The 12,297-nt window shown below is 60.7% G+C and carries 14 protein-coding genes; 13 read left to right on the top strand and 1 reads right to left on the bottom strand.

The genetic code is table 11. The annotated features are described in order from the left end of the window. The first annotated feature begins 178 nt into the window (after positions 1-178). The 11 genes from NA645_RS16780 (at position 179) to hisC (ending at position 8,754) form a co-directional block, all read left to right on the top strand. Positions 179-994 (top strand): ABC transporter ATP-binding protein, encoded by an 816-nt coding sequence (locus tag NA645_RS16780; RefSeq protein ID WP_256049896.1) that lies wholly within the window; start codon positions 179-181, stop codon positions 992-994. Then, positions 987-1,784, top strand: a complete 798-nt coding sequence (gene mlaE, locus NA645_RS16775) for a lipid asymmetry maintenance ABC transporter permease subunit MlaE (protein ID WP_256049895.1) — start codon at positions 987-989, stop codon at positions 1,782-1,784. Before NA645_RS16780 ends, mlaE begins: the two co-directional genes overlap by 8 nt. Beyond that, a complete protein-coding gene (gene mlaD, locus NA645_RS16770) occupies positions 1,784-2,242 on the top strand; it encodes an outer membrane lipid asymmetry maintenance protein MlaD (RefSeq protein ID WP_256049894.1) in 459 nt (152 codons plus the stop codon). Before mlaE ends, mlaD begins: the two co-directional genes overlap by 1 nt. A gap of 11 nt (positions 2,243-2,253) precedes the next feature. Continuing rightward, positions 2,254-2,904, top strand: a complete 651-nt coding sequence (locus tag NA645_RS16765) for an MlaC/ttg2D family ABC transporter substrate-binding protein (protein WP_256049893.1) — start codon at positions 2,254-2,256, stop codon at positions 2,902-2,904. Next, complete coding sequence (locus NA645_RS16760) at positions 2,897-3,223, top strand: STAS domain-containing protein (RefSeq protein WP_256049892.1); 327 nt, start codon at positions 2,897-2,899, stop codon at positions 3,221-3,223. The genes NA645_RS16765 and NA645_RS16760 overlap by 8 nt, the downstream gene beginning before the upstream one ends. Then, a complete protein-coding gene (locus tag NA645_RS16755) occupies positions 3,223-3,705 on the top strand; it encodes a phosphate-starvation-inducible protein PsiE (RefSeq protein WP_256049891.1) in 483 nt (160 codons plus the stop codon). Before NA645_RS16760 ends, NA645_RS16755 begins: the two co-directional genes overlap by 1 nt. A 99-nt stretch (positions 3,706-3,804) precedes the next feature. Next, complete coding sequence (locus NA645_RS16750; RefSeq protein WP_256049890.1) at positions 3,805-4,044, top strand: BolA family protein; 240 nt, start codon at positions 3,805-3,807, stop codon at positions 4,042-4,044. Between the two features lie 97 nt (positions 4,045-4,141). Continuing rightward, positions 4,142-5,407, top strand: a complete 1,266-nt coding sequence (murA, locus tag NA645_RS16745) for a UDP-N-acetylglucosamine 1-carboxyvinyltransferase (RefSeq protein ID WP_256049889.1) — start codon at positions 4,142-4,144, stop codon at positions 5,405-5,407. Between the two features lie 115 nt (positions 5,408-5,522). Further along, a complete protein-coding gene (gene hisG, locus NA645_RS16740; RefSeq protein WP_256049888.1) occupies positions 5,523-6,152 on the top strand; it encodes an ATP phosphoribosyltransferase in 630 nt (209 codons plus the stop codon). A gap of 131 nt (positions 6,153-6,283) precedes the next feature. Beyond that, positions 6,284-7,594, top strand: coding sequence for a histidinol dehydrogenase (gene hisD, locus NA645_RS16735; RefSeq protein ID WP_256049887.1), 1,311 nt, complete (start codon positions 6,284-6,286; stop codon positions 7,592-7,594). Between the two features lie 104 nt (positions 7,595-7,698). Then, a complete protein-coding gene (hisC, locus tag NA645_RS16730; RefSeq protein ID WP_256049886.1) occupies positions 7,699-8,754 on the top strand; it encodes a histidinol-phosphate transaminase in 1,056 nt (351 codons plus the stop codon). Between the two features lie 183 nt (positions 8,755-8,937). On the opposite strand, the gene algW is transcribed toward hisC, so the two are convergent. Beyond that, entirely contained in the window at positions 8,938-10,095 is a 1,158-nt protein-coding gene (gene algW, locus NA645_RS16725) for a Do family serine endopeptidase AlgW (RefSeq protein WP_256049885.1), read from the bottom strand. A gap of 215 nt (positions 10,096-10,310) precedes the next feature. Here algW and NA645_RS16720 point away from each other — a divergent pair, with 215 nt between their 5' ends. Together NA645_RS16720 and cysD are read left to right on the top strand one after the other, a co-directional pair. After that, complete coding sequence (locus NA645_RS16720) at positions 10,311-11,069, top strand: Nif3-like dinuclear metal center hexameric protein (RefSeq protein WP_256049884.1); 759 nt, start codon at positions 10,311-10,313, stop codon at positions 11,067-11,069. Between the two features lie 299 nt (positions 11,070-11,368). Further along, a complete protein-coding gene (cysD, locus tag NA645_RS16715; RefSeq protein ID WP_256049883.1) occupies positions 11,369-12,286 on the top strand; it encodes a sulfate adenylyltransferase subunit CysD in 918 nt (305 codons plus the stop codon). Positions 12,287-12,297: the final 11 nt, after the last annotated feature.

Below are 12,297 nucleotides of genomic sequence, written 5' to 3'. Positions count from 1 at the left end.
TCGTCTTTCCAGCTGAACTCAAGCTGAACGAATGTGCGCTCGCTCATGTGCCGATACAGACGCTGGCTTGGGAGGCTTCTGGCGCGGTGCTATAGTTCGCGCCGCCAAAACGGCTCTGCGAAGTATCTCCGAAACATCGGAGGGCGTCAGATTTGCAGACCGTATCCAAGGAGATCCGATGAGCGCCGCCAACGCTAACGCCGTCGAGCTGAAGGGGGTCACCTTCAAGCGCGGCGAGCGGAGCATTTTCAATAATGTCGATATCGTCATACCGCGAGGCAAGGTGACGGCCATCATGGGCCCGTCCGGCTGCGGTAAGACCACGCTGCTGCGCCTGATCGCCGCTCAGCTCAAGCCGACCAGCGGTGAAGTCTGGGTGGCCGGCACTAACCTGCCCACGCTGTCGCGCCGCGAGTTGTTCGACATGCGCAAGCAGATGGGCGTGCTGTTCCAAAGCGGTGCGCTGTTCACCGATCTCGATGTCTTCGAGAACGTCGCCTTCCCGCTGCGGGTGCATACAAAGCTGCCGGAAGAGATGATTCGCGACATCGTTCTGATGAAACTGCAGGCGGTGGGTTTGCGCGGTGCGGTGGAGCTGATGCCCGATGAATTGTCCGGCGGCATGAAGCGTCGCGTGGCGTTGGCGCGAGCGATTGCGCTGGATCCGCAGATCCTCATGTACGACGAACCTTTCGCCGGCCAGGACCCGATCGCCATGGGCGTGCTGGTGCAGCTGATTCGTCTGCTCAACGATGCGCTGGGCATCACCAGTATCGTGGTTTCCCATGACTTGGCCGAAACCTCCAGCATCGCCGACTACATCTATGTCGTCGGCGATGGGCAGGTGCTGGGGCAGGGCACGCCGGCCGAGTTGCGCGATTCCGTGAACCCGCGTATCCAGCAATTCATGCGAGGCGCGGCGGATGGTCCGGTGCCTTTTCATTTTCCGGCGCCGGCCTATGCCGAGGATTTGTTGCGAGGCCATGATGCGTAAGCGTTCTTTGATCGAGCGAGTCCGGATTTTCGGCGAGGCCGGGATGAATGTGGTCGCGGCGCAGGGGCGCGCAACGTTGTTCCTGTTCCACGCGCTGTTCGGTCCCAGTGGGCTGGATAACCGTTTCTCTTTGCTGGTCCGGCAGCTCTATTCGGTTGGCGTGCTGTCGCTGGCGATCGTAGTGGTGTCCGGCATCTTTATCGGTATGGTGCTGGCGTTGCAGGGCTATAGCATTCTCAGCAGCTACGGTTCCGAACAGGCGGTGGGGCAGATGGTCGCCCTGACGCTACTGCGCGAACTGGGCCCGGTGGTTACCGCGCTGCTGTTTGCCGGTCGTGCCGGGTCTGCGTTGGCTGCCGAGATCGGCAACATGAAATCCACCGAGCAGCTGTCCAGCCTGGAAATGATCGGTGTCGATCCGCTGAAATACATCGTCGCGCCACGGTTGTGGGCCGGCTTCATTTCCCTGCCGTTGCTGACCGTCATTTTCAACGTGGTCGGTATCTGGGGTGGTGCGATGGTTGCCGTGGACTGGCTCGGCGTCTACGAAGGCTCGTTCTGGGCCAATATGCAGAACAGTGTTGTCTTCACTTCGGACGTGCTCAATGGCGTTATCAAGAGCATGGTGTTCGCTGTCGTGGTGACCTGGATTGCAGTGTTCCAGGGCTATGACTGCGAGCCCACCTCCGAAGGTATCAGTCGTGCCACCACCCGAACGGTGGTCTACGCCTCGCTGGCCGTGCTCGGCCTCGACTTTATTCTGACCGCGTTGATGTTTGGAGATTTTTGATGCGTATCCGCACCCTGGAAATTGGTGTTGGCCTGTTCCTCTTGGCGGGCGTCCTAGCCCTGCTCCTGCTGTCGCTACGGGTCAGCGGCCTGAGTGTCGATAGCGCCGAAACGTACCGGCTGTACGCTTATTTCGACAATATTGCCGGTCTGAGTGTCAGATCCAAGGTAACCATGGCCGGCGTGACGATCGGCAAGGTGACGGCGATAGATCTGGATCGTGAGAGCTATACCGGGCGTGTCACGCTGGAGGTTCAGCAGGACGTCGACATTCTGCCGATCGATTCCACCGCGTCGATTCTGACCGCCGGCCTGCTGGGCGAAAAATACATCGGCATCAGTGTCGGCGGCGAAGAGGAAACCCTGGGTGACGGCGATACGATTCGCGATACTCAGTCTTCCTTGGTGCTGGAAGATCTGATCGGCAAATTTTTGCTCAATTCGGTCAATAAAGAGTGAGGTACATCCCCATGATGAATGCCCTGCGTCGCAGTTTGCTGGTATTGCTGACCGCCCTGCCTATGCTGGCTCTGGCGGCCCCGAGTGCTCACGAAGTGATCCAGAAGACCACCGACGAGTTGCTCGCCGACCTCCAAGCCAATAAGGATCAGTACCGGCAGGACCCGAATGCTTTTTACGAGTCCCTCAACAATATCCTCGGTCCGGTGGTCGATGCCGAAGGGATTTCGCGCAGCATCATGACCGTGAAGTACTCGCGAAGCGCCAGCCCGGAGCAGATGACCCGCTTCCAGGAAAACTTCAAACGCAGCCTTATGCAGTTCTACGGCAACGCTCTGCTGGAATACAACAATCAGCAGATTCGAGTGCTGCCGGCCAGTGGCAAGCAGGACGCCGAGCGCACCAGCGTTGGTATGGAAGTAACCGGTCGCCAGGGTGAGATCTATCCGGTGTCGTACACCATGGTCAATCAGGGCGGCGAATGGCGGGTGCGCAACGTAATCATCAACGGCATCAATATCGGCAAGCTGTTCCGTGACCAGTTCGCCGACACCATGCAGAAAAATGGTGGTGATCTGGACAAGACCATCGACGGCTGGGGCGAAGTCGTCGCGCGCGCCAAGGACACCGAGGCCGGCCAGCAGGCGACAGGCGATGAGTGAAGGGCGTGTCGAAAGCGGCGCCAACGGTGAGTTGCGGCTCTCTGGCGTGCTTGACTATCAGACCGGGCCGGCCTTGCGTCGGGCTGGTCAGGCCGTGATCCGTGGTGCCAAAGGACAGCCGTTGCTGATCGATTGCTCATCGGTGGAAAAATCCAGCAGCGTCGGGCTGTCGCTGCTGCTGGCCTATACCCGGGACGCAATCTCATCAGGACGCGAAGTGACCATTGCCGGCATGCCCAGCGACATGCGGGAAATCGCCAGGGTGTCCGGTCTGCTGGACGTCCTTTCGCTAGCTGACGAAGCGAGAGGAGCGGTCTGATGACACTGCGCTGGGCAGAAGCGGCGCGCGGCAAGGTGCATGCCGTCGCCGAGTCGCTGGGTAATCTACTGGTCGAGACCTTTCATTACCTGGCGCTGTTCGGCATCGGCGCGGTCACCGCCTGGGCCGGGTTGGTGGCCTTTCTGGGCATGATCGAAAAGGGCAGCATCAGTGTCGACGACATCCTGTTGCTGTTCATCTACCTCGAACTCGGCGCGATGGTGGGTATTTATTTCAAAACCAATCACATGCCGGTGCGCTTCCTTATCTACGTGGCAATAACCGCGCTGACTCGCTTGCTGATCTCGGACGTTTCGCATCATCACCGTCCAGACATGGGAGTTGTCTATATTTCCGGGGCCATTCTGCTGCTGGCGGTGGCGATTCTCGTAGTACGCTTTGCATCTTCTAGATTTCCTGCAGTAGAGGCGGGCAGCCATCACCGGCGTCCGCACAGCAGCGAGGCAGAAACGCTCGAGTAGCGAAGGCTGCTTCAGCTCGAAGGGCTTCGGGGTTCGCAGCCTTCGGGCTTTTTTGTATGATGGCCGGCCGCGCGCGTCCGGCGCCGATAGAGGTTGAACATGCAGGCCTTAGAAGTTAAGAATTTTCTGGAAGAGAAGCTTCCGGACGCACAGGTGGAAGTTGAAGGCGAAGGCTGCAATTTCCAGCTGAACGTGATCAGCGATGAGTTGGCTGGCCTGGGTCCGGTCAAGCGTCAGCAGCAAATCTACGCTCACCTGAACCCCTGGATCGCCGACGGCAGCATTCATGCCGTCACGATGAAGTTCTTCAGCCGTGCCGATTGGCTGGCGCGCAGCTGATAGCTGGTCACGACAGACTTATTCGAGCCGCGCGCTGCACTGACTGGGCGCGGCCCCTCCTCGCAAGCGCTTCGAGCGTGCGGGTTACAGGAATATCATGGATAAATTGATCATTACTGGCGGTGCCCGCCTCGATGGCGAGATTCGCATCTCCGGTGCAAAAAACTCGGCCCTGCCAATCCTGGCGGCCACCCTGCTTGCCGATACCCCGGTAACCGTCTGCAACCTGCCGCACCTGCACGACATCACGACCATGATCGAGCTGTTTGGCCGCATGGGCGTGCAACCGGTCATTGACGAAAAGCTCAGCGTCGAAGTCGACGCCAGCAGCATCCAGACGCTGGTCGCGCCTTACGAGCTGGTCAAGACGATGCGCGCATCGATTCTGGTGCTCGGCCCCATGGTTGCGCGCTTCGGCGAGGCGGAGGTTGCCCTTCCTGGTGGTTGCGCCATTGGCTCGCGCCCGGTGGATCTGCACATTCGCGGCCTGGAAGCGATGGGCGCGCAGATCGACGTCGAAGGTGGCTACATCAAGGCGCGGGCGCCAGCTGGCGGTCTACGCGGCGCGCACTTCTTCTTCGACATCGTCAGCGTGACCGGCACTGAGAACATCATGATGGCCGCGGCGCTGGCCAACGGCCGCAGCGTGTTGGAAAACGCCGCGCGCGAGCCGGAAGTGGTCGATTTAGCGAACTTCCTCAATGCCATGGGCGCGCAGATTTCCGGCGCCGGCACCGACACCATCATCATCGACGGCGTGAAGCGTCTGGGTGGCGGTCGCTACAGCGTAATGCCGGACCGCATCGAGACGGGCACCTATCTGGTCGCCGCTGCCGCAACCGGCGGACGCGTGAAACTCAAGGACACCGACGCCACCCTGCTCGAGGCCGTACTGCACAAGCTCGAAGAAGCCGGTGCCCATATCGATACCGGTAGCAACTGGATCGAGCTGGACATGAAGGGCAACCGGCCGAAAGCGGTGAATATCCGCACCGCGCCGTACCCCGCTTTCCCCACCGACATGCAGGCGCAGTTCATTGCCCTGAACGCGGTTGCCGAAGGCACTGGTACCGTTATCGAGACGGTATTCGAGAACCGCTTCATGCACGTCTATGAAATGAACCGCATGGGCTCGCAGATTCTTGTCGAGGGCAACACCGCCATCGTTACCGGCGTGCCGAAACTCAAGGGCGCTCCCGTCATGGCGACCGACCTGCGTGCCTCGGCGAGCCTGGTGATTGCCGGTCTGGTGGCCGAAGGCGATACGCTGATCGACCGCATCTACCACATCGATCGTGGTTATGAGTGCATCGAAGAAAAGCTGCAGTTGCTGGGCGCCAAGATTCGCCGCGTACCGGGCTAGCTATCGGCAATGGGCCGAAGCCACCAGCTCTTGAGTCGGCGGCTTCGGCTGAGACTGCGCATGCTCGCCCTGCCTGCGCCAGGTCGCCATCAACAGGCTTCAAGGAAAACCGTCCATGCTCACCATTGCCCTTTCCAAAGGCCGCATCCTCGACGACACGCTGCCGCTCCTGGCATCGGCGGGTATCGTTCCCACCGAGAATCCGGAAAAAAGCCGCAAGCTGATCATCCCGACCACACAGGATGACGTGCGTCTGCTGATCGTGCGCGCCACGGACGTGCCGACCTACGTCGAGCATGGCGCGGCGGATCTTGGCGTGGCTGGCAAGGACGTGCTGTTGGAGTACGGTGGCCAGGGACTGTACGAGCCGCTGGATTTGAAAATCGCCAACTGCAAGCTGATGACGGCCGGCAAGGTCGGTGCGCCGGAGCCCAAAGGGCGGCTGCGCGTTGCGACCAAGTTCGTCAATGTCGCCAAACGCTACTACGCCGAGCAGGGCCGTCAGGTCGACATCATCAAACTCTATGGCTCGATGGAGCTGGCGCCGCTGGTGGGGTTGGCGGACAAGATCATCGACGTGGTCGATACCGGTAATACGCTGCGCGCCAACGGGCTGGAGCCGCAGGAACTGATCGCCATGATCAGCTCGCGCCTAGTGGTCAACAAGGCGTCGATGAAAATGCAGCATGCGCGTATCCAGACGCTGATCGATGCGTTGCAGAACGCCATCGAACAGCAGGATTGATCTTCCGCCGGCTGCTGCGCGGCCGGCTCGCCTATTCGTGTCATAGCCTATTTCTCAGGTGCCCGCACGCTTGGCTTGTTAATCTACGGGCGCCTGCAAACCGCTTCGACGTACTCCTCATGAGGCCCGTTATGACCGCTCCCATCGACATCCGCCGACTCAACGCCGCTGATCCCGAGTTTTCGCGACACCTGGATCATCTGCTGAGCTGGGAAAGCGTGTCCGATGACGGTGTTAACCAGCGCGTGCTGGAGATCATTAAGGCGGTGCGCGAGCGCGGCGATGCGGCACTGGTCGAGTTGACGCAGCGTTTCGATGGGTTGGAAGTGGCCTCCATGGCCGATCTGATTCTGCCGCGCGAGCGCCTTGAATTGGCGCTCGAACGCATCAGCCCGGCGCAACGTCTGGCGTTGGAAGCCGCGGCCGAGCGTGTTCGTCGCTATCACGAAAAACAGAAACAGGATTCCTGGACCTACACCGAAGCCGACGGCACCGTGCTGGGTCAGAAGGTCACGCCGCTTGATCGTGCGGGACTTTACGTGCCGGGAGGCAAGGCGTCTTATCCCTCGTCGGTGCTGATGAACGCCATTCCTGCGAAGGTTGCCGGTGTGCCGGAAGTTGTCATGGTCGTGCCCACACCGCGCGGTGAAATCAACGAGCTGGTGCTGGCCGCGGCCTGCATCGCCGGTGTTGACCGCGTGTTCACCATCGGTGGCGCCCAGGCGGTCGCCGCGCTGGCCTACGGTACCGAGAGCGTACCGCCAGTGGACAAGATCGTCGGGCCCGGCAACATCTATGTCGCCACGGCCAAGCGTCACGTATTCGGCAAGGTCGGGATCGACATGATCGCCGGGCCGTCCGAAATTCTGGTGGTCTGCGACGGCCAGACCGATCCCGACTGGATCGCCATGGACCTATTCTCCCAAGCCGAGCACGACGAAGATGCGCAATCGATCCTGGTCAGTCCGGACGCGGCGTTCCTCGATCAGGTCGCGGAAAGTATCACGCGTCTGCTGCCGAGCCTCGAGCGCAACGAGATCGCCCGTGCGTCGCTGCAGAGCCGCGGTGCGCTGATCCAGGTTGCCGACATGCAACAGGCCATCGAGGTCGCCAATCGCATCGCCCCCGAACACCTCGAACTCTCCGTTGCCGATCCGGACCGATGGCTGCCAGAGATCCGCCACGCTGGCGCGATCTTCATGGGGCGTTACACCGCCGAGGCGCTGGGTGATTATTGCGCCGGCCCGAATCACGTGCTGCCCACTTCGGGAACGGCGCGCTTCTCGTCGCCGCTGGGTGTTTACGACTTCCAGAAACGCTCGTCGATCATCAACTGCTCGGCTGAGGGGGCCTCCGAACTGGGCAAGATCGCCTCGGTGCTGGCGCGCGGCGAGTCGCTGACTGCGCATGCGCGTAGCGCGGAATACCGGATAAAGCAGTAAAGCCGTAAAAGCGCTGGAGGCTGTAGGTGGGACGAGGCACTCGATGCCTTTCGGCCAGCCTTCGGCCTTCAGTCTTCAGCGATTTTTGAGAGGAGAGAAGGGCTGTGAGCAAACTCTGGAGCCCCTTCGTCAAAGACCTGGTGCCTTACGTACCGGGTGAACAGCCGAAGCTAAGCAAGCTGGTCAAGCTCAACACCAACGAAAACCCCTACGGCCCCTCGCAGAAGGCTATTGCCGCGATGCAGGCGGAGATCGGTGACAGCCTGCGCCTGTATCCCGATCCCAACGGCGAGCGCCTCAAGCAGGCGGTGGCTGACTATTACGGTGTGCAGCCGGGCCAGGTCTTCCTCGGCAATGGCTCGGACGAGGTGCTGGCGCACGCCTTTCACGGCCTGTTCCAGCACGGCAAGCCGCTGCTGTTCCCTGACGTGACCTACAGCTTCTATCCGGTCTATTGCGGGCTCTATGGAATCGGCTACGAAGCCATCCCGCTGGATGCGCAGTTCCAGATCGACGTGGCTGACTACAGCCGGCCGAACGGCGGCATCATCTTCCCCAATCCCAACGCGCCCACCGGGTGCCTGCTGGCGCTGGAGGCGATCGAGCGGCTGCTGCAGGCGAACCCCGATTCGGTCGTTCTGGTGGACGAAGCCTATATCGACTTCGGCGGTACATCGGCCATTGCGCTGGTGGATCGCTATCCGAACCTGCTGGTCACTCAGACCTTGTCGAAGTCCCGCTCACTGGCCGGGCTGCGCGTTGGTCTGGCCGTTGGGCATCCGGATCTGATCGAGGCGCTGGAGCGCATCAAGAACAGCTTCAATTCCTATCCGCTGGACCGCATCGCCATCGCCGGCGCGGCGGCTGCGTTCGAAGATCGCGAATATTTCGAGCAGACCTGTCAGCAGGTGATCACCAGTCGCGAAGCGGTGGTGACCTCGATGCAGGCGCTGGGCTTCGAGGTGTTGCCGTCGGCGGCGAACTTCATTTTTGCCCGTCATCCGCAGCGCGACGCTGCCGAGCTCGCCGCAGGGCTTCGGGAGCGGGGCGTCATCGTGCGGCATTTCAAGCATCCGCGAATCGACCAGTACTTACGGATCACCATCGGCACGCCGGAGCAGAATCAGGCGCTGCTCGACGCATTGAAAGGCAACGATTAAGCAGCCAAGCGACAGGTTGCTTGCGGCTTATTGGCAACCTCGTTCACTTAAGCAGGTTCGCCCCGAAGTCGGACCTCCTGTGAGTGCAGCATGTGCGCGCCACATATGCGGGCGCGCGCCCTTGAGGCGATTGCAGGGCTGTCCGGAATTCACGGGACCCGGATCGTCAGTGATCGATATTGCTCATTGGGGGCTTTTCTCTACCGGCGGCCGCATGCCGACCTCGGCGGTAAGCGTCAGCGGTTTCCCGTTGCGCAGAATATCGATATCGATCTCATCGCCCGGCCGCACGCGCGCGACCTGATTCATCGAGGTGCGACCATCACTGGCCTGCTGCCCATCGATGCTAAGGATCAGATCCCCTGGCCGCAGGCCGGCGCGTTCAGCCGGTCCATCCCGATAAACCCCCGCGACCACTATTCCTGGCCGGCCTGCCTGGCCAAAGGATTCAGCCAGTTCCTGAGTCAGCGATTGCACCTCTACACCGAGCCAGCCTCGAATTACCTGGCCATGCTCCACGATGGATTTCATCACATCCATGGCGAGCTTCACTGGTATCGCGAAACCGATGCCTTGCGAGCCGCCGGATTCGGAGATGATCGCTGTGTTTATGCCAATCAGGTGCCCGGCGGTGTCGACCAGCGCGCCACCGGAATTTCCACGGTTGATCGCCGCGTCGGTCTGAATGAAATCTTCATAGGTATTGAGACCGAGCTGGTTGCGCCCGGTGGCGCTGATGATGCCCATGGTCACGGTCTGGCCGACGCCGAACGGGTTGCCGATCGCCAGCGTCACGTCGCCAATGCGGATGCTGTCCGAGCGGCCAATAGTGATCGCCGGCAGGTCCGCTAGATCAATCTTCAGCACCGCAAGATCGGTCTCCGGGTCGCTGCCAATGACCCGTGCGAGCGTTTCCCGGCCATCGCGCAAGGCCACCACGATCTGCTCGGCATTGGCGGTGACGTGGTTGTTGGTCAGTAGATAGCCTTCGGGGCTCATGATCACCGCGGAACCCAGGCTTGATTCCATGCGGCGCTGGCGTGGCAGGTTGTCACTGAAGAATCGCTGGAACAGCGGATCGTCCTTGATCATCGGCGGCTGGCTGGAGCGGTCGATCACCTTGGTGGTGTAGAGGTTGGCTACCGCTGGTGCTGCGCCGCTGACCGCATTGGCATAGGAATAAGGGCCTTGCTGCGGTATGCCCACAAGCGGTGCCTGACGCAGCGTGTATTCCGGCTCGGTACTCAGGCCTACCAGATGCGGATAACGCTGAATGATCAGCAGGGCCACGAGCAGGCCTACCAGCAACGGCCAGCCAAGAAAACGCAGGGCATTGAACATCGCGATTAGAAATCCGGACAGGTTGCGGAGGGCGGTTGCGCCCCTTAAGGTGGCGGCATTATACGAAGCTGGCTGCGAATTGCAGCCTTGCCGATGGCGATTCTACGCCGAGCCGGTGAGGTGGTTTCAGCCATGTCGTTTCAGGTCGTTCATCGCGCGGTCATCCGTACACCGCAGTCGGCCCGAGACCCTGAATTTGCCAAGAGGATGTACGCATGGCCGTTGCGCTGAGCACGCTGGTCGAAGAAGCCGACCGCTATCTGAACGTCGCCAAGATAGCCGACTATTGCCCCAACGGCTTGCAGGTAGAGGGCCGGCCGCAGGTAAGCCGCATCGTGAGCGGTGTGACCGCCAGCCAGGCGCTGCTCGATGCCGCAGTCGAGGCGCAGGCCGACGTAGTGCTGGTGCATCACGGCTATTTTTGGAAGAACGAAGACCCGCGCGTCGTTGGCATCAAGCAACGCCGGCTAAAGACGCTGCTCAGCAATGGCATCAGCCTGCTTGCCTATCACCTACCGCTCGACGTGCACCCGGAGGTGGGCAATAACGTGCAGCTGGCGCGGCTGCTCGGCCTCACCGTTGAAGGGCCTCTGGAACCCGACAATCCTCGCTCGGTCGGTCTCGTCGGCTCGCTCGACGTACCGCTTGCGCCTGCTGATTTCATGCAGCGAATAAAGGTCGCGCTCGGGCGTGAACCGCTGATGGTCGAAGGTCCGAGACCGATCAGACGCATCGGCTGGTGCACGGGCGGCGCCCAGGGCTACATCGACAAGGCGGTGACAGCAGGTGTCGATGCCTACCTGACTGGGGAGGTTTCGGAACCCACGGTGCATATCGCACGTGAAAACGGCTTGAGCTTCTTCGCCGCCGGCCACCATGCCACCGAGCGTTACGGCGTTCAGGCGCTGGGTGATTACCTGGCGAAACGGTTTGCCGTCGAGCATCTGTTCATCGATTGCCCCAATCCGGCTTAGGTCGCTAGAGACGCTGCCTTGGTGCGCAAAGCGCACCCTACGATAAGCGCACACTGCCTATGGCAATTGAACTCGCTCTGTGCACCGGCAGCGCTGTATCAGCGGACGGCTTGTTCTGGGCCATGAGCTTGGCCTCGCAGCTGAAAGAACCCATGAGCCGCTCCCGTTTGCCAAGTTGCTGCGGCATAAATTTAGTCAATTTCGTTCTAAGCAGCGGCCTGATTAGAATTTTGTGCCGTGTTAAAGTTGCGCCCTCGCTCCGGCCCGCCGGCCGTCCATCTGCCAATTCGTGAGTAGCTATGGTCGACAAACTGACGCATCTGAAACAGCTGGAAGCGGAAAGCATCCACATCATTCGTGAAGTGGCCGCCGAATTCGATAATCCGGTAATGCTCTATTCCATCGGCAAAGACTCCGCCGTGATGCTGCATCTGGCACGTAAGGCTTTCTTTCCCGGTCGTCTGCCGTTCCCGGTGATGCACGTCGACACGCGCTGGAAATTCCAGGAAATGTACAGATTCCGCGAGAAAATGGTCGCGGAAATGGATCTGGATCTGATCACCCACGTCAATCCGGATGGTGTCGCGCAGGACATCAATCCGTTCACTCACGGCAGCGCCAAGCACACCGACATTATGAAGACCGAGGGCCTCAAACAGGCGCTCGATAAGCACGGCTTCGACGCTGCTTTCGGCGGGGCCCGCCGCGACGAAGAGAAGTCCCGTGCCAAGGAGCGCGTCTACTCGTTCCGCGACAGCAAGCACCGCTGGGACCCGAAGAACCAGCGCCCAGAGCTGTGGAATGTCTACAACGGCAACGTGAAGAAGGGCGAGTCCATCCGCGTTTTCCCTTTGTCAAACTGGACCGAGCTGGACATCTGGCAATACATCTATCTGGAACAGATCCCGATCGTGCCGCTGTACTTCGCTGCCGAGCGCGAAGTCATCGAGAAGAACGGCACCCTGATCATGATCGACGACGAGCGCATCCTCGAACACCTCACCGACGAGGAAAAGGCGCGCATCGAAAAACGCATGGTTCGCTTCCGCACCCTCGGCTGCTACCCGCTGACCGGTGCAGTGGAATCCACCGCCTCGACCCTGCCCGAGATCATCCAGGAAATGCTCCTGACCCGTACTTCCGAGCGCCAGGGCCGTGTCATCGACCATGATGGCGCCGGGTCGATGGAAGAAAAGAAACGTCAGGGCTACTTCTAAGGATTCCGCAC

It is taken from the genome of Stutzerimonas stutzeri (genome assembly GCF_024448955.1).
Lineage (GTDB): Bacteria > Pseudomonadota > Gammaproteobacteria > Pseudomonadales > Pseudomonadaceae > Stutzerimonas > Stutzerimonas stutzeri_AQ.
This window is presented reverse-complemented; position numbering and strand designations above follow the sequence as displayed.

What these genes read in the sequence shown, in the direction of transcription:
- NA645_RS16765 (WP_256049893.1), top strand. Translation starts at nt 2,254, where the DNA reads ATGATGAATGCCCTGCGTCGCAGTTTGCTGGTATTGCTGACCGCCCTG.
- mlaE (WP_256049895.1), top strand. Translation starts at nt 987, where the DNA reads ATGCGTAAGCGTTCTTTGATCGAGCGAGTCCGGATTTTCGGCGAGGCC.
- NA645_RS16720 (WP_256049884.1), top strand. Translation starts at nt 10,311, where the DNA reads ATGGCCGTTGCGCTGAGCACGCTGGTCGAAGAAGCCGACCGCTATCTG.
- cysD (WP_256049883.1), top strand. Translation starts at nt 11,369, where the DNA reads ATGGTCGACAAACTGACGCATCTGAAACAGCTGGAAGCGGAAAGCATC.
- hisD (WP_256049887.1), top strand. Translation starts at nt 6,284, where the DNA reads ATGACCGCTCCCATCGACATCCGCCGACTCAACGCCGCTGATCCCGAG.
- NA645_RS16755 (WP_256049891.1), top strand. Translation starts at nt 3,223, where the DNA reads ATGACACTGCGCTGGGCAGAAGCGGCGCGCGGCAAGGTGCATGCCGTC.
- NA645_RS16760 (WP_256049892.1), top strand. Translation starts at nt 2,897, where the DNA reads ATGAGTGAAGGGCGTGTCGAAAGCGGCGCCAACGGTGAGTTGCGGCTC.
- NA645_RS16750 (WP_256049890.1), top strand. Translation starts at nt 3,805, where the DNA reads ATGCAGGCCTTAGAAGTTAAGAATTTTCTGGAAGAGAAGCTTCCGGAC.
- mlaD (WP_256049894.1), top strand. Translation starts at nt 1,784, where the DNA reads ATGCGTATCCGCACCCTGGAAATTGGTGTTGGCCTGTTCCTCTTGGCG.
- hisG (WP_256049888.1), top strand. Translation starts at nt 5,523, where the DNA reads ATGCTCACCATTGCCCTTTCCAAAGGCCGCATCCTCGACGACACGCTG.
- algW (WP_256049885.1), bottom strand. Translation starts at nt 10,095, where the DNA reads ATGTTCAATGCCCTGCGTTTTCTTGGCTGGCCGTTGCTGGTAGGCCTG.
- murA (WP_256049889.1), top strand. Translation starts at nt 4,142, where the DNA reads ATGGATAAATTGATCATTACTGGCGGTGCCCGCCTCGATGGCGAGATT.
- NA645_RS16780 (WP_256049896.1), top strand. Translation starts at nt 179, where the DNA reads ATGAGCGCCGCCAACGCTAACGCCGTCGAGCTGAAGGGGGTCACCTTC.